The sequence below is a fragment of the Pseudomonas sp. SK2 genome (genome assembly GCF_016772395.1).
GTDB classification, from domain to species: domain Bacteria; phylum Pseudomonadota; class Gammaproteobacteria; order Pseudomonadales; family Pseudomonadaceae; genus Aquipseudomonas; species Aquipseudomonas taiwanensis.
The window spans coordinates 5,382,626-5,407,085 of record NZ_CP061944.1; the positions used below are offsets into that span (position 1 = coordinate 5,382,626).

Here is a 24,460-nt window from a genome sequence, read left to right on the forward strand (position 1 = left end):
CGAAGGTCGATAAACAAAAATCAATATTTGTTAGAGGCTGTATTAGCAAAAGCTTATAGTGCAGTTACAAGGTTTTGCAGGAGCCCGGATAAAAATGCGTAAGTCCTTGATGCGTATGACATTGCGTCAGCTGCAGATCTTCAACGAGGTGTGCGATTTGCGCTCGTACAGCCGGGCTGCGGAAGAAATGGCGTTGACGCAACCCGCCGTTAGTCTACAGATTCGGCAGCTCGAAGAGCTGATCGGCCAACCGCTGTTCGAGTATGTCGGCAAGAAGCTCTACCTGACCGAGGCGGCTGAAGCTTTGCAGCGCGCCAGCCGGGATATCTTCGGTCGCCTGGAAAGCCTCGACATGCAACTGTCGGACATGCAGGGCTCATTGCAGGGGCAGCTGAAGCTGGCGATCGAGTCCAGTGCCAAATACTTCGTGCCACACCTGTTCGCCGCCTTCAAGCAGCGTCACCCGGAGGTCAACCTGACCCTGACGGTGGTCAACCGCGCCCAGGCCATCCGGCGCCTTTCGGACAACCGCGATGACCTGATCATCATGTCGATGGTGCCCCAGGACATGGGCTTGGAGTTTCTGCCATTCCTCAACAACCCGATCGTTGCCGTAGCGCCTCCGGACCACCCGTTGTGCAAGCTCGAACACTTGCGCCTGCAAGATCTTGAGCCTCATACCCTGCTCGTGCGGGAACAGGGTTCCGGCACGCGCAAGGCTTGCGAGGAGTACTTCAAGGACAAGCGCGTGCACTTCACCCAGACCTTGGAGGTGGCCTCGGCCGATGCCCAGCGCGAATGTGTGATCGCCGGGCTTGGCATTGCCCTGCTGACCCGCCATGCGCTGAACCTGGAGCTCGCCACTGGGGTGCTCAAAGAGCTGCCGGTCGAAGAGCTGCCCCTGTATCGCAGCTGGTGCGTGGTGCAGTCCAAGGCCAAGCGACAGTCGCCGGTGGCCTTGGCGTTTCTGGCGTTCATCCGCAGCGAACGTGCTTTGATCAGTGCGCTTGTTGAGCGTTTTTCGGGGAAGCTGCCGACGATGCCCGCCACACCGTGAGCGCTTGTAGCTCAGGGTAGTCCGCCAGGTCGCGGAGCAATTGACGTTGGTCGCAGTAGCTTTCGATCGCGCGTCGATATTCCATGCGACGCTGATCTTTTTCCTGCTGCTTGCGAGCCTTGGCGCTGGGTTGGTACGTACCGTCGTAGTCACGAGCCATTGCCTGTCTCCCAGATTAAGATGCGGGAGCTTCAGCGTGACGTTGGCGGTTTACGGTTTGGCTGTGAAACGGTGACAAAATGGTGAAATTTGGTCGTTTGGGTACCGGAGCATCGCCGGCAAGCCGACGCCTGCAGTGCCTGCCCGGTCAGTCGTCCATCGCCTTGATCGACTTCGGCGACAACCGCAGGCTGCGCAGACTGCGCTTCACGCTCTTCAGGTGGTTGACCAGGCTTGGCCCGCGCGCCATGGCTACGCCCATGGCCAGCACGTCGATCACGACCAGGTGGGCGATACGCGAGGTCAGCGGCGTATAGATTTCCGTGTCCTCGTGCACATCGATCGCCAGGTTCACCGTGGACAGCTCCGCCAATGGCGTCTGGCTTGGGCACAGGGTAATCAGGTTGGCACCGCTCTCACGCACCAGGTTGGCGGTGATCAGCAAGTCCTTTGAGCGCCCGGATTGCGAGATGCAGACCGCAACATCACCAGGTTTCAAGGTGACGGCAGACATCGCCTGCATGTGCGGGTCGGAGTACGCCGCGGCGCTGAGCAACAGACGGAAGAACTTGTGCTGGGCATCGGCGGCCACCGCACCCGAGGCACCGAACCCATAGAACTCCACGCGCTGCGCCTGCGCCATGGCGCTCACCGCCTGCTGCAACGCCTGAGGGTCGAGGTGTTCGCGCACTTCCATGAGGGTGTGCAGCGTGGTGTCGAAAATTTTCAGGCTGTAGTCGGCGACCGAGTCATCCTCGTGGATCGCGAACTGGCCGAAACTGGCACCGGCCGCCAGGCTCTGCGCCAACTTCAACTTGAGGTCTTGGAAACCCGAGCAGCCAATCGCACGGCAGAAGCGCACGATGGTAGGTTCGCTGATACCCACGCTGTGAGCCAGGTCGGCCATCGAGCTGTGCATGACTGCAGCCGGATCAAGCAGCACATGGTCAGCCACTTTCAGTTCCGATTTGCGCAGCAGGTGGCGCGATTGAGCGATATGTTGCAACAGATTCACAGGCTGGACTCGGTTATGATCGGCTGGCCGGGATGTAGCTTTCTTGTAGTTATACTACATGCACGCCAACCCGCCCAGTTAAACGAACGTGGAGAGTGGTGGTTTTGACTATTCCTTGCGACATTCTGGTTTTCGGTGGCACTGGCGATCTGGCCCTGCACAAGCTGCTGCCGGCGCTCTACCACCTGTATCGCGAGGCTCGCCTGAATAATGCCGTGCGCATCATTGCGCTGGCCCGGCGCAACCTGCCACACAACGACTATGTGAAGCTCGCCGAACGCCATTGCCGGGCACAGATCGCCCGCAACGATTTCGACGAAGAAGTGTGGCGGCGTTTTTCCGCACGCCTGGACTACTTCGCCATGGATGCTTCGCAAAGCGCGGACTTCGGGCGCCTGGCCCGCTACCTTGGCGAACCCGGTGGGCTTACCCGCATCTACTACCTGGCCACCGCGCCCAACCTGTTCGTGCCGATCGTCAACCACCTGCGCATCGCCGGCCTGGCTGACAGCGAAGCCCGCATCGTGCTGGAAAAGCCCATTGGCCATTCGCTGGAATCGGCCACCGCCATCAACGAAGCCATTGGCGCGGTGTTCGACGAGTCCCACGTGTTCCGGATCGATCACTACCTGGGCAAGGAGACCGTGCAAAACCTGATGGCCCTGCGTTTCGCCAACGCCCTGCTGGAGCCGGTATGGCGCAATGGCCAGGTCGACCATGTGCAAATCAGTGTCTGTGAAACACTGGGCGTCGAGAATCGTGGTGCCTATTACGACCGTGCTGGCGCGACCCGAGACATGCTGCAGAACCACCTGCTGCAGCTGTTGTGCCTGGTGGCCATGGAACCGCCTGCCCAATTCGAAGCCGAGGCGGTGCGTGATGAGAAAGTGAAGATCCTTCGAGCCCTCAAACCGATTACCGGCCAAGACGTGCAGGACAAGACCGTGCGCGGTCAGTACGGCGCTGGACGCATTGGTGGCCAGGAAGTGCCGGCGTACTACTTCGAAAAAGATGTCGACAACGACAGCGATACGGAGACTTTCGTCGCCGTTCAGGCTCATATCGAAAACTGGCGCTGGGCGGGCGTACCGTTTTACTTGCGCACCGGCAAGCGAATGGCAAGGCGCTCCTCGCAAATCGTCATCCAATTCAAACCAGTACCCCATGAGCTGTTCAACGGCGGCCAGGCCAACCAGCTCCTGATACAGCTGCAACCGGACGAACGCATCAGCCTGCGCATGATGACCAAGACCCCCGGCAAGGGCATGCGCCTGGAACCGGTCGACCTGGATCTGAACCTTGCCCAGGTGTTTGGCCAGACCCGGCGCTGGGAAGCTTACGAGCGCTTGCTGCTGGACGTGCTCGAAGGCGATTCGACCTTGTTCATGCGGCGCGACGAGGTCGAAGCGGCCTGGGCCTGGATCGACCCGATCATCAAGGGCTGGGAGGAGCATTTCCAAGCGCCACGCCACTACCCGGCGGGCACCAACGGCCCCGAGCAGGCCAATAGCCTGCTGGCCCATCAGGGACGGGCGTGGCACAGCTGAGCTCAAGTTACCGCGCGACGCCAGGTGCGCATCAGGCCTGGCGGGTGGCGATCAAGCGTTCGAAGTCCATTTCGCAGATCGGTCGGCTGATCAGATAACCCTGTGCCTCGTCACACCCTTGCTCACGCAGGAACGCCATCTGCTCCTGCGTCTCTACCCCTTCCGCGACCACTCTCAGGTTCAGGCTACGCGCCATGGCGATGATTGCCCGGGTGATGGCCGCATCCTGGCTGCCTTCGTGCAAGCCTCGGATGAAGGCCTGGTCGATCTTCACGAAATCCACCGGTAAGCGCTTCAAGTAGCTGAGCGAGGAGTAACCGGTTCCGAAATCGTCGATGGCCAGTTTCACACCGAGTTCGTGCAGCTGCCTGAAGGTCGAAATGATGTGCTCGACATTCTCCAACAACTGGCTCTCGGTCAGTTCGAGCTCCAGCAGATGCGGCTGCAGGCCCGTTTCTTCGAGCACCTGCCGCACCAGGCTGACGATCTTGCCTTGGCGCACCTGGTAAACCGACAGGTTCACCGAGACACGCACATCCAGCCCCTGACGCTGCCACTGACAAGCCTGCCAGCAGGCACGCCGCAAAACGAACTCGCCCATTGGCGCAATCAGCCCGGTTTCCTCGGCCAGGCCGATGAAATCACCGGGCGGTACCATGCCCCATTGAGGATGAAGCCAGCGCACCAGAGCTTCAGCCGCATGCAAACGCCCGGTGCGCAAGCAGAGCTTGGGTTGGTAGTAGACCAGCAGCTGGCCTTCATCAATGGCCTTGCGCAGCTGGTTCTCCAGTTGCAGACGCTCCAAGGTGCTGGCGCGCAGGCTCTCGGTGTAGAACTGGAAATTATCGCCACCCAGGTGCTTGGCGTGCTGCTTGGCCATGTCAGCCTGGCTGATCAACTGGTTGGGTTCGAAACTGCCGTCAGCCGCCAGGCTGATGCCAACCGATGCGCTGATCACCACTTCATGCTCGCCCAGACGCAACGGCACGCGCAGCTTGTCCAGCAGCCGGGTGGTCACCCGCACCAGGCTCGACAGGTTGCTATAACCGTCGAACAGCACGGCAAACTCATCGCCAGACAAGCGCGCCACGGTGTCGGCCTCGGGTACGGCATTGGCGATTCGCTGAGAGATCTTCTTCAACAGTTGATCGGCATGCTCATGGCCGAGGCTTTCGTTCAGCAGCTTGAAGCGGTCCAGGTCGATGTGCAGCAACGCCAGGCTGCGGCCACTCAGACGCACACGCCGCCCGGCCTCATCGAGGCGCATGCGGAACAACGCACGGTTGGCCAGGCCACTGAGCTCGTCGTGCTGGGCCAGGTAACGAATGCGCTCTTCGGACGCCCGTCTCGCGGAAAGATCGGAGAAAAAGCCAACGATATTGCTCAAATTCCCCGAAGCATCACGAACGCCCGTGAACTGCAGCCATTGCGGGTACAGTTCTCCACTCTTGCGAGCTTCCACCAACTCACCCTGCCAGTACCCCTGCTGACGCAGCGACTGCTCGATCTGGCCGCTGTGCCGCCGAGCATCGCTGCTGCAGGGCAGATCCAGGACATTGCGCGCCAGCAGCTCGCTGCGCGAGTAACCGGTCATCTGACAGAAAGCCCGATTGACGGTCAGCAGCGTGAAGTCAGCGCTCAGGATGACGATACCTTCACTGGAAGCCTCGAACACCGAGGCCGCGAGCCGTTGGTGGTCCTCCAGGGCTTTCTGGGCCTGGACGCGCTGCAGGTCCTCGGTCAACAGCTGGTTCTGGAAGCGCCGCAACAGCCCGCGCTCGATCAGGCGATTAACCTGCCAGGCCACGACCAGCAATGCCGCCAGCAGAATCAGGCCAAAACATCCCCAACCCCGTTGTTCGCCGGCATCGTAAAAGAACAGAAACGCAATAGGTGGCAATAGGCATGGCAGGGCAAAGCTGAGGAAGGCTGGCAAACTCACCGCGTAGGCGACACTGGCCGACAGCGTAGCCGCGCCCAACAGGCCAAACCCCCACGCCTGCTGGACGAAACTCTCCGCAGGTACCAGAGCGATGGCCGCACAGGCCAGGGTCAGGCCGCTGAAACCCGAGCCAAGCAGGAACATCCGCCACCATATAGGCCGGGCCTGGCGCTGGGTGTCGGCCGCTTCGAAAGCGGTTACCTGAATGACTCGCAAGGCCACCAGCGCCAGCAGCCAGACAATCCAGACACTGACCAGCAGGTAGCGCTCAGGGCTCCACAGCAACCAGGCGCAGAGCAGGCCGTTGAGCAGCATGAACAAGGTGGGCAACAAAGAGCCCTGGTAGAGCAGACGGGTGCGCTCGATCGAAAGCTGGGTAGCGAATTGCCTGCGAACACTCCGTGTCGTATCCGGCGATGCTCCGATCGCCACGCAATCCTGGGTCATAATGTCGGGTTCTTGTGCTGTTATTGTTATGGATGACCGCAAACGTGCTGGGAGAATACACAAGCGCCGCGCCAGACCAAACTGCTCTGGATCATGATTTGCCAAAACCCCGACAAACCCGCACCGAACCGCTCAATTACGCTGCCCTGGCACAAGCCCGGATGAACGGCAACGGACGAGCGGCAAGTTTTGCCCCATCGGCGTTTGCCCCTGTCCCCTGCACGGCCCTAGAATGGCCGGATGCACAATGATGACCTCTCCCTCCTGCTGAACTCCCTCAACGATGCCCAACGCCAGGCCGTAGCAGCCTCGCTGGGGCGTCAACTGGTGCTTGCTGGCGCCGGCTCCGGCAAGACCCGTGTGCTGGTGCACCGTATCGCCTGGCTGATCCAGGTCGAGCAGGCTTCACCGCATTCGATCCTGTCGGTGACCTTCACCAACAAGGCCGCAGCAGAAATGCGCCATCGAATCGAGCAATTGCTGGGCATCAACCCGGCTGGCATGTGGGTCGGTACCTTCCACGGCCTGGCTCACCGCCTGCTGCGCGCGCACTGGCAGGAGGCGCGGCTGGTGCAGAACTTCCAGATTCTCGACAGCGACGACCAGCAGCGCCTGATCAAGCGGGTGATCCGCGACCTGGGGCTGGACGAACAGCGCTGGCCAGCACGCCAGGCACAATGGTTCATCAACGGGCAGAAGGACGAAGGGCTTCGCCCGCAGCACATCCAGGCCAGCGGCGACCTGTTCCTGGGCACCATGCGCAGCATCTACGAAGCCTACGAACAGGCTTGCGAGCGAGCCGGGGTCATCGACTTTTCCGAACTGCTGCTGCGCGCCCTCGACCTGTGGCGCGACCACCCCGGCCTGCTGGAGCACTACCAACGGCGCTTCCGCCATGTACTGGTGGACGAGTTCCAGGATACCAACGCCGTGCAGTACGCCTGGCTGCGCCTGCTGGCCGGCGGCGGCGTGAGCCTGATGGCCGTGGGTGACGACGACCAGTCGATCTACGGCTGGCGTGGCGCCAAGATCGAGAACATCCACCAATACACCGCCGATTTCCCCGACGCCGAACTGATTCGCCTGGAGCAGAACTATCGCTCCACCGGCGGCATCCTCAAGGCCGCCAACGCGCTGATCGCCAACAACAGCGGGCGCCTGGGCAAGGAGCTGTGGACGGACCTGGGCGAAGGCGAACCGCTGACCCTCTACGCCGCCTACAACGAGCATGACGAAGCGCGCTACGTGGTCGAGACCATCGAGAGCCTCATCAAGCAAGGCAACTCGCGCAGCGACATCGCCATTCTCTATCGCTCCAACGCCCAGTCGCGGGTATTGGAAGAGGCGCTGCTTCGCGAACGCATCCCGTATCGCATCTACGGCGGCCAGCGCTTCTTCGAGCGTGCCGAAATCAAGAACGCCATGGCCTACCTGCGCCTGCTCGAAGGCCGTGGCAACGATGCCGCTCTCGAGCGGGTCATCAACGTACCGCCACGGGGCATCGGCGAGAAAACCGTCGAGGCCATCCGTGAACATGCCCGCCACAGCCAACTGTCGATGTGGGAGGCGATGTGCCAGTTGCTGGCCGCCAAGGCTCTCAAGGGGCGCGCCGCCAGCGCCCTGGGGGCCTTCATCGAGTTGATCGAAAGCCTGACAGGCAAAACGGCTGACATGCCCTTGCACCTGATGACCCAGACGGTCATCGAACAGTCCGGCTTGATCATCTATCACCAGGAAGAAAAAGGTGAAAAGGGCCAGGCACGGGTAGAAAACCTTGAGGAACTGGTCAGCGCAGCACGCAACTTCGAAGCGGGCGAAGAAGATGCCGATCTGACGCCGCTCTCGGCCTTCCTGGGTCATGCGTCGCTGGAAGCGGGCGAGGCGCAGGCCGACGAGCACGAGGACAGCATTCAGCTGATGACCCTGCACAGCGCCAAGGGCCTGGAGTTCCCCTATGTGTTCCTGGTGGGCATGGAAGAAGGCCTGTTCCCGCACAAGATGAGCCTGGAAGAGCCTGGCCGCTTGGAGGAAGAACGCCGCTTGGCGTATGTGGGCATTACCCGCGCCATGCGTCAGCTGATCATGACTTACGCCGAGACCCGACGCCTGTACGGCAGCGAGACCTACAACAAAGTGTCGCGTTTCGTACGGGAAATCCCGGCCGGCCTGGTTCAGGAAGTGCGTTTGTCCAATAGCGTCAGCCGACCATTCGGTGGGGCGAAGACCAGCTCGGCCAGTAGCCTGTTCGCCAACGCCAGTATTCCGCAGACCGCCTTCAACCTTGGCCAGCGCGTGCAGCATGCAGTGTTCGGCGAAGGGGTGATTCTCAACTTCGAAGGTTCCGGCGCCCAGGCACGGGTGCAGGTCAACTTCGCCGAAGGCAGCAAGTGGCTCATGCTGGGGTACGCCAAGCTCGAGGCTATCTGAGGCTCCTGCGCCGCCATCGCTGGCAAGTAGACTCCTGCGGGATTTCGGGATCGGTGCCATACGGGCAGGAGCCGGCTTGCCCGCCACAAGGTCTTGGCAACATCAGGCAAAAGCTCGAAACATTATGACGCTGGTCATGTGCCCAGGAACCTGTGCAACATGACGCGCGTGCAATCCACAACAGGGGAAATCCCATTTATGCAACGTTTTCTTAGCATCGCTCTGGCGCTCTGCGTCGGCCTGACGCTGAGCCTGGACGCCAACGCCAAGCGTTTCGGCGGCGGCAAGAGTTCGGGCTCCGCGCCTATCCACCAGACCCGCCAGGCCACGCCAACCACGCCTGCTGCCGCGCCGACCGCTCCTGGCCGTGCTCCGGCCGCCGCCAGCGGTGCTTCGCGCTGGCTGGGCCCACTCGCCGGCCTCGCCGCCGGTGGCCTGCTGGCGTCCATGTTCATGGGTGACGGCTTCGAGGGCCTGCAGATCATGGACTTCCTGATCGTCGCCCTGATCGCGTTCCTGGTGTTCCGCTTCATTGCTGCGCGCCGCCGCCAGCAGCAGCCGCAAATGGCCGCGCCTGGCCATGCGCCGTTCCAGCGTGAAGCTCACGCCCAGCCTGCCCAGCCGTCGATCTTCGGTGGTTCGGCCGCGCCAGCCGCCGCAGCCGCTCCGGTGATCAACGCACCAGCCTGGTTCAACGAGCAGAACTTCCTGGCCGCCGCTCGCAACCACTTCCAGGCGCTGCAGCAGCACTGGGATGCCAACGAGATGGACAAGATCGCTGAGTTCGTGACCCCGCAAATGCTCGAGTTCCTCAAGCGTGAACGTGCCGAACTGGGTGATGGCTTCCAGTCCACCTACATCGACAACCTCGATGTGCAACTGGACGGTGTAGACGATCGCCCAGACCGCACCGACGCTACCCTGACCTTCCGTGGCGTGTCGAAGAATTCGCGCTTCGATCAAGGTGAGGCCTTCAGCGAGAGCTGGCACATGGTTCGCGCTCAAGGCGAGAACCAGCCGTGGCTGGTCGCCGGTATCCGCCAGAACGGTTAACCGACGCACGCTGTGCAAAAAACCCCGGGCTTGCCCCGGGGTTTTTGCTTTTGCCAAAGTGGGATACTAGGGTATAACGCGCAGCGTTCATCAAGGTTAGAGGATGTGAACCGTGGAAGAAGTGATCGAACAACTCCGTGAAGCCAACGAGCCGGTACCGGTACCCTTGGAACTTCCCGACGAAGATCTGCTGGTCGAGATCGAGGAACAACTGTTCATCAACATCCCTTTCGTGTTCAAAGAGTTCCTGCTGACCGTCAGCGATGTGGTCTATGGCTCTCTTGAACCGGTAACCGTCACCGACCCGCAGTCGCACACCTACCTGCCCGACGTCGCGGCAAACGCTTGGGATGCTGGCGTACCGCGCGACCTGATCCCCATCTGCCAGGACGGCGACAACTACTACTGCGTCGAGGAAGACGGCACTGTCGTGTTGTGGGATGCCGAAGAGGAAGCCTTGGGCGAAGACAGCTGGGAGTCGGTCTGGCACTGGGCCCGGGACGTCTGGCTTGAAAGCTGAGTGAGAATTAAACTCACAAAATAATGGCCCATGGCCATTTTGCCCCGTAGAATCCCCAGGCTTTCTGCGCTTGGCGCCATCGCTACCGCTCCATCCCCTCGGACTTCGGTGAACGCTGGCGCAGAAAGCCCAACCCGCTCAGTGCGAGTGATCGCGACTGTTCTCCAGGGTTTCAAGCAGGGCGATTTGCATGCGCGTGTGTACGCGTATGAACCAACGCCAAAGCAACGCCACCACCAATGCCGCCACCACCGCGATCACCAGCAGCAACTCGCTGGTGGGCAGAATGCTCGCCGATAGCGCCGACAGCAGCAGGAAGATGACCAGCAACGACAACAGCGGGATCACCTCGGCAATCACCCTCCGCACGCGCTGCGTGTGACGCCCGGCCATCTCCGGCTTGACGCCCATCTCCGCCAGCAGCATCGACAGCGCCTTGAGCTTGCGATAGGCCGCAATCAGAAACGGGAGCGAAAGCAGCAGTGCAGCGCCCCAGATCACCGCCTTCTGCTGACTGACATCGCTCACCCACTCGGTCAGCCAATTGCCGATACGGCCAGCAAAATAGCCTCCGCTGAAGAAGATCGCGATCACCAGTGCCAGATTCACCCCCACCTGCAGCAGGATGCGACGGATCATCGCGGCCAGCATCGCGCCCTCGCCCTGCGGCTGGATGCTGCGCAACCACTCGCCATACAGCGACAGCACCCGTGCCAGGCGGCGCGGCACCACGTGCCCGAGTTTGATCGAAAGCGGATCAGCGGCGCGGATCAGATACGGCGTCAGCAGCGTGGTGATGGCCGACACCGCAACGGCGACGGGGTAAAGGAAGTCGCTGGTTACCTGCAGGGTCATGCCCAAGGCAGCGATGATGAACGAAAACTCGCCAATCTGCGAAAGGCCCATGCCCACGCGTAGCGACGTGCGGCCGTCATTGCCGGCAATGAATGCCCCCATGCCACAGGACAGCATTTTGCCCAGCACCACCGCCAAGGTGATGACCACGATCGGCCAGGCATAATCGACCAGCACCTGAGGATCGATCATCAAACCGATGGCGACGAAGAAGATCGCGCTGAACAGGTCGCGAACGGGTTCGATCAGGCGTTCGATTTTCAGCAACTGCCGCGACTCGGCCATGATCGCGCCAATCAGGAAGGCCCCCAGTACCATGCTGTATTCGAGCTTCACCACCAGCAGGCAGAAGCCAAAGCACAGCCCAAGCACGGTGATCAGCAGCATCTCGTTGCTTTCGAATTTGGCGACGTAGGCCAACAGCCTCGGCACCAGCAGAATGCCGATGACCAGCGCCACGATCATGAACAAGGACAGCTTGCCTACGGTGGAAAACACTTCCCCGGAGCTGACAGTGCCACTGACCGCGATTCCTGACAGCAAGGCGATGATGCCGATACCGAGGATGTCCTCGACGATTAGCACGCCGAAGATCAGCTGTGCGAAACGCTCGTTCTTCATCTTCAGGTCATTGAGCGCCTTGACGATGATGGTGGTCGACGAAATCGCCAGGATCGCCCCTAGGAACAGCGAATCCATGGTGCTCCAGCCGAACCAGCGGCCTATCTCGAAGCCGATCCAGATCATCAGGACGATTTCCAGAAACGCTGCGATGAAGGCGGTGGCACCGACCTTGAACAGTTTGCGCAGACTGAACTCAAGGCCCAGGCAGAACATCAGGAAGATCACCCCAAGCTCGGCCAGGGTCTTGATGGTGTCTTCGTCGTGGATCAGGCCAAAGGGCGGAGTGTGCGGGCCGATGATGAAGCCTGCGACGATGTAGCCCAGCACCACGGGCTGTTTGAGCCGATGAAAGAGAATGGTCACGACACCAGCGACAAGCATGATCACTGCGAGGTCCTGGATGAAGCTGATGGCATGCATGGCGCGATTCTCCTTTTTCTCGATGCCAAGGCAGACCGCTCCTCTGCCAAAGCAGCCCCGAGCGAGCAGCAAGTACATACTGTATTGAATGCTGGAAAGCCCATGTTGCAGGGGCGTACTCAGGTTAACATCGCACCTCGCCGCAAATTGCCGGTGCAATATGCAGAAACAGATCGGCTACTTAACCGCCGCCGATGGCGTGATCGGCGTGACGATGGAGCGTCAGCCAACGTCCCGTATCAGGATGGCAAACACCAAGAGGGGAACCGACGTGTCTGTAGATACCCACCCCGCTTCAGCGCAACCTCACCGTGAGCACTCTATGGAACCTGGAAACGCCCAGCTGACTATGACCGTTTTGATGACGCCGGACATGGCCAACTTCTCCGGCAACGTACATGGCGGCACCCTGCTCAAGTATCTCGATGAAGTGGCTTACGCCTGCGCCAGCCGATATGCCGGCAGCTACGTGGTGACGCTGTCGGTGGACCAGGTGATATTCCGTGAGCCGGTACACGTCGGCGAACTGGTGACCTTCCTGGCTTCGGTCAACTACACCGGCAATACCTCGATGGAGGTGGGCATCAAGGTGGTGACCGAGAACATCCGCGAACGCTCCGTTCGCCACTCAAACAGCTGCTTCTTCACCATGGTGGCTGTCGATGACAATCGCCGCCCGGTCCAGGTACCACCGCGTCAGCCACAAACCAGCGAAGAGAAGCGGCGCTTCCTGCAAGGCCAGCAGCGCCGCCAGATCCGCCAGGAACTGGAAAAGCGCTACCAGGACCTGAAGACCGACTCGATCTAGAACGCCAGGCGTTGCGCCTCGAAGCGCACACGCGGATGGGCGATGCGATCATGGGCCCTCACCAGCTGCAATTCGTAGCTGGTGCAGGCTTGGGTTTCCAGCAATACCTCGTGCACCGCCGCCGCAGTGAACTCGAAGGCCTGCTGCCAGCTGTCCCCCAGCAGCACACGCGCCAGGAACAGCCCCGAGGTAAGGTCACCGACACCCACCGGCTGGCGCGGGAAGGCCAGCAGCGGCCGCTTCAGATGCCAGCTCGCCTGCTCGGTAACCAGCAGCATCTCGAACGAATCTGGCGCCCGATCGGGGTAGGACACGTGCTTGACCAGCACCACCTGCGGGCCACGCTTGAGCAGGCTGCGCGCCATGGCCACGCAATCGGCCAGCGACTCTGCGCGCCGGCCGCAGAAGCTGTCCAGCTCCAGCTGATTCGGACATAGAATGTCAGCCTTCGCGACGGCCTCTTCGAGCAGGAACTCGCTCACCTCGACCGGGACGATACAGCCCTTTTCCGCATGGCCCATGACCGGGTCGCACAGGTACAAGGCATTCGGGTTCACCGCCTTGATACGCTCCACTCCCGCCAGAATCGCCCGCCCTTGCTCCGCACTGCCCAGGTAGCCGGAAAGCACGGCGTCACAGTTGCCTAGCTCCCCGATGTTGCTAATGCCTTCCACCAACGCAGGAATTTGCGCTGGAGCAAGCACTTCTCCTGCCCACTGGCCATACTGAGTGTGATTGGAAAACTGCACGGTATTGAGCGGCCAGACGTTGACCCCGATACGCTGCATGGGAAACACCGCAGCACTGTTTCCGGCATGGCCAAACACCACATGGGACTGGATTGCGAGCAGGTGCGGGGTACGTTTCATGCGGGAGATTTCCAAAGCTGTTTCAAGGATTGTGCGCAGCGCAGTATGAACTCGATTGCCACCTGTACGACAGGCCAGGGACGCAGTTAAGCTGGTTCGACCTGTTTGGAGCATATGCAAATGTTGACCCTTGAGAATCTTCTCGTCCTGATGCTGGTGGCCACGGCAGGCGCTTGGTTGTGGCACAACCATGGGCTGCGCGAAAAAGCCTTGGAACGGGTCAAGCAGCATTGCGCCAAGCTCGACCTTGAGCTGCTCGACGACGCCGTCGCCCTCAAGCGCATCGCCTTTGTCCGCGATGCCAATGGGCGCAAGCGCTTGGCGCGGGTATACGCCTTCGAGTTCACTGTCACAGGCGAGCAACGTCACCCAGGCACCGTAACGCAATTCGGTGCCCACAGTATGCAGATCGAATTGGCGCCTTACCCGTTCGAGATCAAGACCCCGCCTCGCGGCGACAACGTGATCGAGATGCAGCAGTGGCGCCAGGAGCACAACCGCTGGCGCAATTGATCAATCGATCCGGCAGTCAGCCAGCGCGTCCTGCAGGACTTGCTGGGGCTGGGCTTGGTCGAAGATCAATTCGATACGGGTGTCCCTGCGCCAATCGCTGGGCTGCCAATCAGGCGCCCTGCCATGGACACCGTTGAACGATTTCCAGCCCTGCGCACTGTGGATAACACCCTTGGCGCGACGCCAAGGCCAGGACTCAAGAAGACCGCGCAGCCGCTGCTGATCGAAACACTGGCTGGGGTGCCAGCGCCAACCGATGCTCCAACTCTCCTCTCCCGCGTGGACAAGGCACATTGGGATTCGTGGGTCTGTCCACAGGGGCTGAGGTGGAGCCGGCGCATTACCCACAGCCAGTGCTTCTACCGAACCTCGACCGGCCGTCCCTGTGGACGAAACCGGAAGTCGGGCCAAGGGCAATGCGCCAAAGTCCGTCCAGTAGCCTTCCTGGCCGGCCAAGGCGGCAGTTATCAACAGCCGTTTCTGTTCATCCACAGCAGCGGCCTTATTGAAAACCACCAAACCCGATGCCTGTAACGCCTGTGCTTGAGCATCTGCCAGAGGCTCGCCGCGCGCCAGCGCTTCTGCGTCCACCACCATCAACAGCGGCTGGACAGCCAGGACCCCAGTCCACGGCGCTTGCCCAAGCTGCTTCAACAGCTGCACAGGGTGACCCAGCCCCGAGGGTTCGATGAACAGGCGGTCGGGCCGAGCTTTGCGCAGCAGCCGGCCCAATCCTACCTGAAACGGCATGCCATTGACGCAGCACAGGCAGCCTCCTGCCACCTCGCCGATGGCAATGCCATCGTCATCGCGGTGCAGCAGGGCGGCATCCAGTCCTATTTGCCCAAACTCGTTGACCAGTACCGCCCAACGCTCATTGAGTGGGCGCTGGGCCAGCAACTGGCGAACCAGACTGGTCTTGCCAGCGCCCAAGGGACCGGCGATGACATGGGTGGGAATATTCTGCAGCATGCGATGAGTTCAAGGCGGGTGTGTCACCCACTATGCCCCGTCACGCCAACCAGTCAAGACTGAGCAGCAAACGCCGCTCGTTACTCGACGGCGAACGATGGACCAATCCGGCACCTTCGTTACCCAACCATTTCTCACCTTTGAGAATGGCAACTTCGCCCGCTTGCAGGCGCTGTATCTTATCCACAGGCTCGTGCGCCAGCGACAGGCCGTCGCGGGCTATAGACCCCTCGGGTAACCACTCGCTACCGGGGCCGGCGTAGGTCGTGAGCAAGCGCAAAGGCACATGATCAACATGAAAGCGGGGACACATGGCCCCCTCCAGTACGCGCACACGCAGGCCGACACGGCGCGCACCGACAAGGCAGGTAAACGCAGAGACCAGCCAGTAGACATCGGCGACGAACCCTTCGTAACCATGCAGATCAGCCGCCTCGGGCAATAGAGGGCTCAGTTGGAGCGGGCGATCTTCATTCACCTCCAGCACACGCGCATCCGCCAGCAATTGGCCTTGACCGAGCAGCAAGCTGGCAAAGTCCTGCACCTGGACCGGCAGTCGACGTTGCCACACGGCCAGGTTGACGCCATCGAGCAGAATGTCGGACAGGCTGCGCGGTGATTCACCTGCGACCTGACGGATATCCACAGCCCTGAGCGCGGGCGTCATGCCGCCGCCTCCTCATGCCAGGGACCAAAAGGATCAGGCAACCGCAGCCAAGCCATTGCGCCAAGCGCCATCTCCTGGTCGGTCAACAGGCATGCATCGAGCTCTGTGGATAACCTCTCGAAGTCGATGTTCTGCCCGATGAATACAAGCTCCTGCCGGCAATCTCCGCATTCTTCGGTCCACAGCTTAAGAATGGCGGCGATGTTCTCCTCGTCCTGAGGCCATTGCTCCTTCGGCACGAACCGCCACCAACGCCCCGCCAACCCATGGCGCATCATGCCGCCAGCCTGCGACCAACTGCCGGCCTCCTGAAACTTGCTAGCAAGCCAGAAGAACCCCTTGGAGCGCAGTAAACGACCATTGCTCCAAGGGCTGTGGATAAAATCAAAGAAGCGTTGTGGATGCAGGGGTCGACGGGCCTGCCAGGTGCTCGCGGCGATGCCGTATTCCTCAGTCTCTGGCACGTGCTCGCCCCGCAGCTCACGTAACCAGCCCGGCGACTGTGCAGCTTGGTCGAAGTCGAACAGACCCGTGTCCAGGATGCGCGCCAGCGGCACCTGCCCCATGACCATCGGCACGATCTGCGCCCGAGCGTTCAGGCTGCGCAAGATGGCCGTCAGCTCTTCTCGCTCGTGCTGGCTGATGAGGTCGATCTTGCTCAGCAACAGCACATCGGCAAATTCCACCTGCTCGATCAGCAGGTCGCTGATCGAGCGTTCATCCTCCTCGCCCAGTGTCTCACCACGGCTGGCCAAGCTTTCGGCCGCCTGGTAGTCACGCATGAAGTTCAGGCCATCGACGACGGTAACCATGGTGTCCAGGCGCGCCATGTCAGACAGACTGCGCCCTTGCTCGTCGCGGAAAGTGAAAGTTTCCGCCACGGGCAAGGGTTCGGAAATCCCCGTGGACTCGATCAGCAGGTAATCGAAACGCTTCTCCTGCGCCAACCGGGCAACTTCCTCCAGCAGATCTTCCCGTAGCGTGCAGCAGATGCAGCCGTTGCTCATCTCCACCAGTTTTTCTTCAGCGCGGTTAAGGCTGACGTTGCGCTGCACTTCACTGGCGTCGATGTTGATTTCGCTCATGTCGTTGACGATCACCGCCACACGCAGGTTGTCGCGGTTACGCAGGACATGGTTGAGCAACGTGCTCTTGCCCGCTCCAAGGAAGCCGGACAACACGGTAACGGGTAAGCGATTGGACATGGTAAACCTCATCAGGCGGACGCATTCGAAACGATGCATTGCATAATGTTATAAAGTAACAATACAATTTCGCCAAGCCGTTCTCGTCGGACGTGTTGCCCGGAGCTGTAAATGAACCTGTCGCGCGCGGTGGCATTGCTGCTGCTTTTCACGCCTTTGCCACTGTTCGCCATGCCCAAGGTCGGCAACCTGGCGCTGTGCACACGCAGCGCCACGCTGCTGGCCTGCCAAGATGGCAAAGGCAATTACTACAGCGTGCGCAGCGAACGGGGCACGCTTTACCTGCGGGGTTATGACAGCGCCAGCCGCCGCTTGTGGGCACAGACCAATAGCCGCTTCGGCGCGATGACCTTTTTCACTGGTCTGGCCAGCGACGGCGAAGCTTGGGTCGGCTACAGCCACCGCGTCGGCTGGACCACGCTCAATCGTGTATCGAGCTCCAGCGGAGCCCGGTTCAACCTGCATTGCAGCCTGGTCGGCGGTTGCCGCTGACAATACTTCCCTTGGATATTCACATGACCAGCCTCACGCTTCCCGATATCGCCGCACAAACCCAACAGCACGCAACCCCGCTGGACTGGGTTGGCATGTGTGGGATCGCCGTGCCTATTCAGTTCGAGACACGCAGCGTGGCTGCACTGGCCGACGCAGGGGTGAACCTGAGCGACGGAGCATCGCGCGGTATTCACATGTCGCGGCTGTACCTTTCGTTGGAAGCATTGGAGCGGCAACCACTCACTCCACTCGCCATTCGGCGATGCCTGGCGGAGTTTCTGGCCAGCCACGCGGAGCTGTCATCCGGTGCATACCTGCGCCTACGTTTCGATCATCTGCTGAAACGGCCAGCCTTGGTCAGCCCGTTGGCGGGTTGGAAAAGTTACGCCATCACCGTGGACGCTAGGATGGAACACGAAATGTTCCACGTGGAACTATCGGTGCGTGTGCCCTATTCGTCGACCTGCCCCTGCTCGGCGGCCTTGGCCAGACAATTGATTCAACAGCAGTTTCAGGCAGATTTTGCCGGGCAACCGATCAATCATGAAGCCGTATTGCAGTGGCTGGGCAGCACCCAGGGAATCGTCGCGACACCCCATAGCCAACGCAGCCTGGCACTGGTGGGCGTACGATTGCAGGATAACTTGGACCGTTTACCCGTGACCGAACTGATCGATAGCATCGAATCGAGCCTGGGCACGCCGGTGCAGACGGCGGTCAAGCGCGCCGATGAACAAGCCTTCGCACTGGCCAACGGACAGAACCTGATGTTCTGTGAGGACGCCGCACGACGCGTTCATCAGACGCTGCGGCAGTTGAGTTGGAGCACTGCTTTCACCTTGCGCGTGGAACATGCGGAAAGTCTGCATGCCCACGACGCGGTCGCCACGAGCCAGTGGCAATGGTGAACCATCAGCTTCGTGGTTTGACGGTACCGCAATCATTTCCCAGCCAGACCGCTTTGGTATTCATGCTGCCCTGCTGCTGAACCCCGGAGGCATTGAAGGTCCCGCTGACCTGCGTGTGAAACTCCCGATCGCTGAGGAAAGTCGCTTGCCCGCTGCCTTGGGCGCGAGGGCAACTGAACTGGAACTTCCAGACATTACCCGTGCGGTCGGTGATCTTCTGCGTGCATCCGGACTGAGGATCCTGCAGGGGGATGTCGTTGGTCTTGACCTGCTCCGGCGTGAGGCACGAACGCACGCCCTTGCCCCCTACCGTCACACCTTGTTTGGCCAACACCCCCTCCATCATCGCCCGCTGCTCCGGTGGAAGATTTTTCAGTTGGCCGAGCATGAATTCCATGTCGGGCAGCGGTTTACCATCGACCTGCATGTTGCTGGTGGTCAGTTCCCACAGGCCTGGTTGCAACATCTGCGCATGCACCACGGGGCTACTCAGGCCCACGGCCAAGACCAACAGTGGCAGACGAATCTTCATGGACGAACGCTCCTAGAGAAAACCGGTCAACGGGCCGGACTGAGCCTTAGACGCTAAAACCGCACGCAGGTTGCAAGCCACACCCTGAACGTGTTCTGTTAGCCCAAGTGTATTCGGCAAGCAGGATGCGTATGGATTACCACAGCCCCTACTTCTTCGGTTACGTGCTTGGTGTGATTCACCTGATCGGGATTTTCGCCGCCCTCCATGCGGTGTTCACCGTGCGCACTGCCCAAGGCGCAATCGCCTGGGCGATGTCACTCTTCTTCATTCCCTACTTCACGTTGATCCCCTACCTGGTGTTCGGCGCCCGCTCCTTCTACGCCTACATCCACGCCCGACGCCAGGCCAACCAGGAAATGCACGTGGCCATGGCTAACCTCAACTGGCGGCCCTGGGTCGAGGAAGCCCTCACGGCCAGAGAGTCGGAAAGCTACGCCGCCCTGCGTGCCATGCCCAAACTTGGGCGCATGCCTTGCCTGGCTAACAACCAGGTGAAGTTGCTGGTCAATGGCAGGGCGACCTTCGATGCCATTTTCGCTGCCATCGCCGACGCCAAAGAAGCAGTGTTGGTGCAGTTCTTCATCATCCACGATGACGTCATCGGCCAGGAGCTTCAGCAGCTGTTGTTACGCAAAGCTGCCGAGGGGGTGAGGGTCTTCGTGCTTTACGATCGGGTTGGTAGCCATGCGCTGCCAGCAAGCTACAGCCAAGTGCTGCGTGAGGGCGGCGTGCAGATCCATGCGTTCGCCACCCGCCGCGGCTGGTTCAATCGTTTCCAGGTCAACTTCCGCAATCACCGCAAGATCGTCGTGGTGGATGGCCTGCTGGGCTTCATCGGTGGCCACAATGTGGGTGATGAGTACCTGGGCGGGCATCCTCGATTGTCACCGTGGCGCGACACCCATGTGCAAGTCAGCGGGCCTGTCTTGGCCTGCCTTCAGGAGTCGTTCGCCGAAGACTGGTACTGGGCCACGCGCCAGCTACCGCCGCTGATCCTGCCAGATGCGTACCCAGAGAACGGCGTACTCTGCCAGGCCTTGGCCAGTGGCCCGGCAGACTCTCAGGAAACCTGCTCGCTGTTCTTCATCGAAGCGATCCATTCCGCGACCCGGCGAGTCTGGATAACCAGCCCCTACTTCATCCCCGACGAAGCCGTGTTCGCGGCCTTGCGTCTGGCAGTGCTACGGGGCGTGGATGTGAGGATTTTGATTCCGTCGCGCCCAGACCACAGGATCGTCTACGCCGCCTCCAGTCTGTTCGCCTTCGAAGCGGTACGCGCAGGCGTGCGCATGTTCCGGTACCTGCCGGGCTTTCTGCACCAGAAGGTGGTACTGGTGGATGATGAGGTCAGCGCTATCGGTAGCGCGAACCTGGATAACCGTTCGTTTCGCCTGAACTTCGAGATCACCCTGCTGACCATCGACCGCACGTTCGCCGACCAGGTCGAAGCGATGTTGTCCCATGACTTCGAGCATGCCAGGGAGATCACCGCAGAAGACAGCCGCGACACGCATCGCCTGCAACAACTTGGGATGCGTATCGCCCGGCTGATCTCACCGATTCTCTGAATGGCTCAGCGGTACAGGTCCTCCCGAGTCCAGGGCAGGTCATGGTGTCCATCGGCATACGGCTTCACCGCCAGTATCTGGTGCAGGTTGATCCAGCCCTTCTGGAAGGCATAGGCACAACCGGCCAGGTACAGGCGCCAGATGCGCAGGGTCTTTTCGGGCACCAGGCCTGCGGCCCTGTGCAACTGGTTCTCCAGGTTTTCGCTCCAGTGGTTGAGGGTCTTGGCGTAATGCAGACGCAGGCTCTCGACATCCACCACCTCAAGGCCGGTCTCGCAGATGCTGGCACTGATCATCGACAGGTGCGGCAGCTCACCATGGGGGAACACGTAGCGGTCGATGAACTCCCCGGCGCCACGCCCGACCGGTCGACCATCCACGTGCTTGGCAGTGATCCCATGGTTCATGACCAAGCCGCCTTCACGCACAGCCCCGTACAGCTTCTGGCAGTACAAGGCGAGGTTGGCGTGACCTACGTGTTCGAACATGCCGACGCTGACCACCTTGTTGAAACGACCGTCCTGGGGCAAGTCGCGGTAGTCGAGGATCTGCAAGTCGACCTTGCCGGCCAGCCCCTCCTCCTTGACGCGCTGACGGCCAAGTTTGAGCTGCTCTTTACTCAGCGTGATACCGAACACTTTCGCACCGTACTCACGCGCGGCGAAACGTGATAGCCCACCCCAACCACAACCGACATCCAGCAGATAGTCACCGGCCTGCAACCGCAGCTTGCGGCACAGGTGGTCGAACTTGTCTTGCTGGGCTTGGGCAAGTGTATTGTCGGGCTCTCTGAAATAGGCACAGGAGTACGCCATGTCCGGATCGAGCCACAGCTGATAGAACTCGTTGGAGAGGTCGTAATGGTAGGAAATGGCTTCGGCGTCGGTTGCCTTGTCATGGGCAATGCGCTGCGGCGAGGTTTCATCCTCATCCGTGAGCAGGGCTTCACTGAGCTCATCGCAAACCCGAATGACCTCCCCGATATTGCCCTCGAGCTCCAGCTTGCCTTCAACGAACGCCTCACCCAGTTCACCCAGGCTAGGATGATTCAATTGGGCAATGAGTTGAGGTTCCTTGATCAGGATGGTGACTTGCGGGCTGGGCCCCAGATCGAACTGGTTACCGTCCCACAACTTCAGACGCAAAGGTAAGTGCAGGCTTTGCAAGGCTGGTGGAAGTTGCGCAAGCATCGATGACCCTCCCCTTCATGTAACGGACGTGCCCCCTGAAAATTGGGACGCCACCGCAACAGGGTAGTTCATTGAAACAAAGTTTCCGCTTATCACGACCATCGTCTAGAACCAACAGCAATGAAAACGACGCAGATTGTATACAATTCAAGGCACTACGACTAACCTTGTGCCCCTCTCGCGCTTCTTCATCCTGGAGTAGAACCCATGAAATCCTATGACGTGGTGATCATCGGCGGCGGCCCCGGTGGCTATAACGCAGCAATTCGCGCAGGTCAGCTGGGCATGAGCGTTGCTTGTGTGGAAGGCCGCCCGACCTTGGGCGGTACGTGCCTGAACGTCGGCTGCATGCCGTCCAAGGCGCTACTACATGCCTCCGAACTGTACGAAGCCGCCAGCGGGGCCGAATTTGCGCACCTTGGCATCGAGGTGAAGCCCACCCTCAATCTCGCCCAGATGATGAAGCAGAAGGACGAGAGCGTGACCGGCCTGACCAAGGGCATCGAGTACCTGTTCCGCAAGAACAAGGTCGACTGGGTCAAAGGCTGGGGTCGCCTGGATGGCGTCGGCAAGGTAGTGGTCAAGGCAGAGGATGGCAGCGAAACCACGCTGCAAGCCAAGGACATCGTCATCGCCACTGGTTCCGAGCCCACCCCGCTACCAGGTGTGACAATCGATAACCAGCGCATCATCGACTCCACCGGTGCCCTCGCCCTGCCCCAGGTGCCCAAGCACCTGGTGGTGATCGGCGCCGGTGTGATTGGCCTGGAACTGGGTTCGGTGTGGCGTCGCCTGGGCGCCCAGGTCACTGTCATCGAATACCTTGACCGCATTTGCCCTGGCACCGACGAAGAAACCGCCAAGACCCTGCAAAAAGCCCTGGCCAAGCAAGGCATGGCCTTCAAGTTGGGCAGCAAGGTCACTCAGGCAAACGCCTCGGCCGATGGCGTCAGCCTTACCCTCGAACCCGCCGCAGGGGGCGCCGCCGAAACCCTGCAAGCCGATTACGTACTGGTGGCCATCGGTCGCCGTCCTTATACCAAGGGCCTTAACCTGGAAAGCGTGGGCCTGGAAACTGACAAGCGCGGCATGCTCGACAATCAGCATCACCGCACTTCGGTGCCAGGCATCTGGGTCATCGGCGACGTCACCTCCGGCCCGATGCTGGCGCACAAAGCCGAAGACGAAGCGGTGGCCTGCATCGAGCGCATTGCAGGCAAGCCCCATGAGGTCAACTACAACCTGATCCCCGGCGTGATCTACACCCGGCCGGAACTGGCCAGCGTGGGCAAGACCGAGGAGCAGCTAAAGGCCGAAGGCCGTGCCTACAAGGTAGGCAAGTTCCCCTTCACCGCCAACAGCCGCGCCAAGATCAACCACGAGACCGAAGGCTTCGCCAAGGTCATCGCCGACGCCAATACCGATGAAGTGCTGGGCGTGCATCTGGTCGGCCCGAGCGTCAGCGAGATGATCGGTGAGTTCTGCGTGGCCATGGAGTTCTCCGCCTCGGCCGAGGACATCGCCCTCACCTGCCACCCACACCCGACCCGGTCCGAGGCGTTGCGCCAGGCCGCGATGAACGTCGATGGGATGGCGATGCAGATCTGACCCCAGGGTACGGTGCCAGACGGTGGTAGGCCACCGTTTGGCGCCTGGCCAAGCAGACGCTCAGCTCGTGGAATCAGCTCGGCCGTCGGGTCTAAACGGATTTCACTCGGCGCTTGATCGGTTTGCGCAACGGCTTATCGTTGCTCGGCATGTGCAGGTAGGACATCACGCTTTCGGTCAGCTCTGAAGCCAACTGCACCGCTTCTGTGTTGCGGGCCATCACACCCGCCACCAATGCCTCTATCAGCGCCAGTACGCTGCCGTTGGAACTGATCAGCACAGGGTGGTCCGCTGGGGCAAAGAGCGCATGGTCGGCGATATTGGTCAGCGGTGAAGCGGGCGAGTCGGTTATCGCCAGGACCGTTGCCCCGCGTTCGCGTGCAAAGCGCGACAGCTGCAGCGTATCGAGCGAGTAGCGCGGCAGGGAAATCGACAGCAATACATCCTGTTCGGTGATAGCCGCCAGGCGATAAGCGGCGTTTTCATTGCCCCCCTCCATACTCACCGCCGTGGCATCGGCACAGAACGGTACCAGGTTCGCTGCCGCCAAGCCTGCCATGTACGCACTGTTGCCAAAGCCCAGGATGAAAATCTTGCGTGCCTGGGTCAGGCAACGGATGAAAATTTCGAAGGTATCGGCGGAATTGTTGGCGCCAGCGGTGTCGAGATTGCTGGCGGCGATCTGTATTTGCTCATGCAGGCCGAAGGCCCCGTCCGGGCGATGCGCAAGCTCATTACGCAGCTTGTCCACTGGCGACACCATCTGCTGCAGTGTGGCTACCAGTTCGGCCTTCAGACCGGTATAGCCGCCCATGTCTATCGCTTTGGCCAGGCGGTTGACCGCGGCTGGCGAAGTGGCGGTTTCAACTGCCATCTCCTCGATGGTCAGGGTCGCAGCCTTCAGCGGATGACGCAGGATGAAGTCGGCCACCTTGCGCAGCGAGGGTTGCAGATGGGGTGCAGCCTCCGCCAGCTTGCGCATCACCGGGGCAGCGTAGACGGTTACATGCTTGGTAGATGTCGGCATGGATGGGCTTTCAGCACGTTTGAATGAAT

The 24,460-nt window shown here is 60.7% G+C and carries 22 protein-coding genes; 11 read left to right on the forward strand and 11 right to left on the reverse strand.

The features are described 5' to 3' along the window. Window positions 1-94: 94 nt before the first annotated feature. Window positions 95-1,057 (forward strand): LysR family transcriptional regulator, encoded by a 963-nt coding sequence (locus IF103_RS24445; protein WP_023383080.1) that lies wholly within the window; start codon window positions 95-97, stop codon window positions 1,055-1,057. On the opposite strand, the gene IF103_RS25070 is transcribed toward IF103_RS24445, so the two are convergent. Further along, window positions 999-1,217, reverse strand: a complete 219-nt coding sequence (locus tag IF103_RS25070) for a PA3496 family putative envelope integrity protein (RefSeq protein WP_081669616.1) — start codon at window positions 1,215-1,217, stop codon at window positions 999-1,001. The two genes, IF103_RS24445 and IF103_RS25070, sit on opposite strands and share 59 nt — an antisense overlap. Window positions 1,218-1,364: 147 nt before the next feature. After that, window positions 1,365-2,231: a transcriptional regulator HexR gene (gene hexR, locus IF103_RS24450; protein ID WP_023383081.1), complete on the reverse strand. Its 867-nt coding sequence runs from the start codon at window positions 2,229-2,231 to the stop codon at window positions 1,365-1,367. A gap of 104 nt (window positions 2,232-2,335) precedes the next feature. Between hexR and zwf the strand changes: the two genes are divergently transcribed. Next, entirely contained in the window at window positions 2,336-3,778 is a 1,443-nt protein-coding gene (gene zwf, locus IF103_RS24455; protein ID WP_023383082.1) for a glucose-6-phosphate dehydrogenase, read from the forward strand. Between the two features lie 31 nt (window positions 3,779-3,809). Here zwf and IF103_RS24460 read toward each other — a convergent pair whose 3' ends face one another. Next, window positions 3,810-6,167 carry a putative bifunctional diguanylate cyclase/phosphodiesterase gene (locus IF103_RS24460; protein ID WP_023383083.1) on the reverse strand — a complete coding sequence of 786 codons (2,358 nt, stop codon included), beginning with the start codon at window positions 6,165-6,167 and terminating at the stop codon, window positions 3,810-3,812. A gap of 240 nt (window positions 6,168-6,407) precedes the next feature. On the opposite strand from IF103_RS24460, the gene uvrD reads away from it, so the two are divergent. The 3 genes from uvrD to IF103_RS24475 all read left to right on the forward strand — a co-directional run bounded on the left by uvrD (window position 6,408) and on the right by IF103_RS24475 (window position 10,167). Further along, a complete protein-coding gene (gene uvrD, locus IF103_RS24465; protein ID WP_023383084.1) occupies window positions 6,408-8,594 on the forward strand; it encodes a DNA helicase II in 2,187 nt (728 codons plus the stop codon). A 198-nt stretch (window positions 8,595-8,792) separates the two neighbouring features. After that, complete coding sequence (locus IF103_RS24470) at window positions 8,793-9,647, forward strand: Tim44 domain-containing protein (RefSeq protein ID WP_023383085.1); 855 nt, start codon at window positions 8,793-8,795, stop codon at window positions 9,645-9,647. A 112-nt stretch (window positions 9,648-9,759) separates the two neighbouring features. Beyond that, window positions 9,760-10,167, forward strand: coding sequence for an SMI1/KNR4 family protein (locus IF103_RS24475; protein WP_023383086.1), 408 nt, complete (start codon window positions 9,760-9,762; stop codon window positions 10,165-10,167). A 138-nt stretch (window positions 10,168-10,305) separates the two neighbouring features. Here the strand turns inward: IF103_RS24475 and IF103_RS24480 are convergent, their stop codons facing one another. Continuing rightward, window positions 10,306-12,066 (reverse strand): cation:proton antiporter, encoded by a 1,761-nt coding sequence (locus tag IF103_RS24480; RefSeq protein WP_023383087.1) that lies wholly within the window; start codon window positions 12,064-12,066, stop codon window positions 10,306-10,308. A 322-nt stretch (window positions 12,067-12,388) separates the two neighbouring features. On the opposite strand from IF103_RS24480, the gene IF103_RS24485 reads away from it, so the two are divergent. Further along, on the forward strand, window positions 12,389-12,874 hold the full coding sequence (locus IF103_RS24485; RefSeq protein ID WP_023383088.1) for an acyl-CoA thioesterase: 486 nt from the start codon (window positions 12,389-12,391) through the stop codon (window positions 12,872-12,874). On the opposite strand, the gene pdxY is transcribed toward IF103_RS24485, so the two are convergent. Next, the gene (pdxY, locus tag IF103_RS24490) at window positions 12,871-13,743 is read right to left on the reverse strand and encodes a pyridoxal kinase PdxY (protein ID WP_023383089.1); all 873 of its coding nucleotides are present in this window, start codon (window positions 13,741-13,743) and stop codon (window positions 12,871-12,873) included. The two genes, IF103_RS24485 and pdxY, sit on opposite strands and share 4 nt — an antisense overlap. A gap of 120 nt (window positions 13,744-13,863) precedes the next feature. Between pdxY and IF103_RS24495 the strand changes: the two genes are divergently transcribed. Continuing rightward, entirely contained in the window at window positions 13,864-14,256 is a 393-nt protein-coding gene (locus IF103_RS24495; protein WP_023383090.1) for a DUF3301 domain-containing protein, read from the forward strand. On the opposite strand, the gene IF103_RS24500 is transcribed toward IF103_RS24495, so the two are convergent. From IF103_RS24500 to zigA, 3 genes are read right to left on the reverse strand one after another with little or no spacing between them, the layout of a single operon-like run. Further along, window positions 14,257-15,228 carry a CobW family GTP-binding protein gene (locus IF103_RS24500; protein ID WP_104881055.1) on the reverse strand — a complete coding sequence of 324 codons (972 nt, stop codon included), beginning with the start codon at window positions 15,226-15,228 and terminating at the stop codon, window positions 14,257-14,259. A gap of 40 nt (window positions 15,229-15,268) precedes the next feature. Beyond that, on the reverse strand, window positions 15,269-15,895 hold the full coding sequence (locus tag IF103_RS24505; protein ID WP_023383092.1) for a DUF1826 domain-containing protein: 627 nt from the start codon (window positions 15,893-15,895) through the stop codon (window positions 15,269-15,271). Then, on the reverse strand, window positions 15,892-17,100 hold the full coding sequence (gene zigA, locus IF103_RS24510) for a zinc metallochaperone GTPase ZigA (protein ID WP_023383093.1): 1,209 nt from the start codon (window positions 17,098-17,100) through the stop codon (window positions 15,892-15,894). The genes IF103_RS24505 and zigA overlap by 4 nt, the downstream gene beginning before the upstream one ends. Before the next feature lie 111 nt (window positions 17,101-17,211). Here zigA and IF103_RS24515 point away from each other — a divergent pair, with 111 nt between their 5' ends. Both IF103_RS24515 and folE2 read left to right on the forward strand, forming a co-directional pair. Next, window positions 17,212-17,592: a hypothetical protein gene (locus tag IF103_RS24515; RefSeq protein WP_023383094.1), complete on the forward strand. Its 381-nt coding sequence runs from the start codon at window positions 17,212-17,214 to the stop codon at window positions 17,590-17,592. 23 nt (window positions 17,593-17,615) lie between these two features. Then, complete coding sequence (gene folE2, locus IF103_RS24520) at window positions 17,616-18,503, forward strand: GTP cyclohydrolase FolE2 (RefSeq protein ID WP_023383095.1); 888 nt, start codon at window positions 17,616-17,618, stop codon at window positions 18,501-18,503. A gap of 4 nt (window positions 18,504-18,507) precedes the next feature. Here folE2 and IF103_RS24525 read toward each other — a convergent pair whose 3' ends face one another. After that, entirely contained in the window at window positions 18,508-19,035 is a 528-nt protein-coding gene (locus IF103_RS24525) for a DUF3617 domain-containing protein (RefSeq protein WP_023383096.1), read from the reverse strand. Window positions 19,036-19,166: 131 nt separating this feature from the next. Between IF103_RS24525 and cls the strand changes: the two genes are divergently transcribed. Continuing rightward, window positions 19,167-20,606 (forward strand): cardiolipin synthase, encoded by a 1,440-nt coding sequence (gene cls, locus IF103_RS24530; protein WP_023383097.1) that lies wholly within the window; start codon window positions 19,167-19,169, stop codon window positions 20,604-20,606. 5 nt (window positions 20,607-20,611) lie between these two features. Here cls and cfaB read toward each other — a convergent pair whose 3' ends face one another. Beyond that, window positions 20,612-21,796 carry a C17 cyclopropane fatty acid synthase CfaB gene (gene cfaB, locus IF103_RS24535; RefSeq protein WP_023383098.1) on the reverse strand — a complete coding sequence of 395 codons (1,185 nt, stop codon included), beginning with the start codon at window positions 21,794-21,796 and terminating at the stop codon, window positions 20,612-20,614. Between the two features lie 207 nt (window positions 21,797-22,003). Here cfaB and lpdA point away from each other — a divergent pair, with 207 nt between their 5' ends. Then, window positions 22,004-23,404 (forward strand): dihydrolipoyl dehydrogenase, encoded by a 1,401-nt coding sequence (gene lpdA / locus IF103_RS24540; protein WP_023383099.1) that lies wholly within the window; start codon window positions 22,004-22,006, stop codon window positions 23,402-23,404. A gap of 91 nt (window positions 23,405-23,495) precedes the next feature. On the opposite strand, the gene IF103_RS24545 is transcribed toward lpdA, so the two are convergent. Then, window positions 23,496-24,431, reverse strand: coding sequence for a MurR/RpiR family transcriptional regulator (locus IF103_RS24545; RefSeq protein ID WP_023383100.1), 936 nt, complete (start codon window positions 24,429-24,431; stop codon window positions 23,496-23,498). Between the last annotated feature and the right edge of the window lie 29 nt (window positions 24,432-24,460).

Excerpts from the sequence above, each read along its gene's own strand:
- IF103_RS24445 (WP_023383080.1), top strand. The coding sequence starts at position 95 with ATGCGTAAGTCCTTGATGCGTATGACATTGCGTCAGCTGCAGATCTTC.
- IF103_RS25070 (WP_081669616.1), bottom strand. The coding sequence starts at position 1,217 with ATGGCTCGTGACTACGACGGTACGTACCAACCCAGCGCCAAGGCTCGC.
- IF103_RS24460 (WP_023383083.1), bottom strand. The coding sequence starts at position 6,167 with ATGACCCAGGATTGCGTGGCGATCGGAGCATCGCCGGATACGACACGG.
- uvrD (WP_023383084.1), top strand. The coding sequence starts at position 6,408 with ATGCACAATGATGACCTCTCCCTCCTGCTGAACTCCCTCAACGATGCC.
- IF103_RS24470 (WP_023383085.1), top strand. The coding sequence starts at position 8,793 with ATGCAACGTTTTCTTAGCATCGCTCTGGCGCTCTGCGTCGGCCTGACG.
- IF103_RS24480 (WP_023383087.1), bottom strand. The coding sequence starts at position 12,066 with ATGCATGCCATCAGCTTCATCCAGGACCTCGCAGTGATCATGCTTGTC.
- IF103_RS24485 (WP_023383088.1), top strand. The coding sequence starts at position 12,389 with ATGGAACCTGGAAACGCCCAGCTGACTATGACCGTTTTGATGACGCCG.
- pdxY (WP_023383089.1), bottom strand. The coding sequence starts at position 13,743 with ATGAAACGTACCCCGCACCTGCTCGCAATCCAGTCCCATGTGGTGTTT.
- IF103_RS24495 (WP_023383090.1), top strand. The coding sequence starts at position 13,864 with ATGTTGACCCTTGAGAATCTTCTCGTCCTGATGCTGGTGGCCACGGCA.
- IF103_RS24500 (WP_104881055.1), bottom strand. The coding sequence starts at position 15,228 with ATGCTGCAGAATATTCCCACCCATGTCATCGCCGGTCCCTTGGGCGCT.
- IF103_RS24505 (WP_023383092.1), bottom strand. The coding sequence starts at position 15,895 with ATGACGCCCGCGCTCAGGGCTGTGGATATCCGTCAGGTCGCAGGTGAA.
- zigA (WP_023383093.1), bottom strand. The coding sequence starts at position 17,100 with ATGTCCAATCGCTTACCCGTTACCGTGTTGTCCGGCTTCCTTGGAGCG.
- IF103_RS24515 (WP_023383094.1), top strand. The coding sequence starts at position 17,212 with ATGAACCTGTCGCGCGCGGTGGCATTGCTGCTGCTTTTCACGCCTTTG.
- folE2 (WP_023383095.1), top strand. The coding sequence starts at position 17,616 with ATGACCAGCCTCACGCTTCCCGATATCGCCGCACAAACCCAACAGCAC.
- IF103_RS24525 (WP_023383096.1), bottom strand. The coding sequence starts at position 19,035 with ATGAAGATTCGTCTGCCACTGTTGGTCTTGGCCGTGGGCCTGAGTAGC.
- cls (WP_023383097.1), top strand. The coding sequence starts at position 19,167 with ATGGATTACCACAGCCCCTACTTCTTCGGTTACGTGCTTGGTGTGATT.
- cfaB (WP_023383098.1), bottom strand. The coding sequence starts at position 21,796 with ATGCTTGCGCAACTTCCACCAGCCTTGCAAAGCCTGCACTTACCTTTG.
- lpdA (WP_023383099.1), top strand. The coding sequence starts at position 22,004 with ATGAAATCCTATGACGTGGTGATCATCGGCGGCGGCCCCGGTGGCTAT.
- IF103_RS24545 (WP_023383100.1), bottom strand. The coding sequence starts at position 24,431 with ATGCCGACATCTACCAAGCATGTAACCGTCTACGCTGCCCCGGTGATG.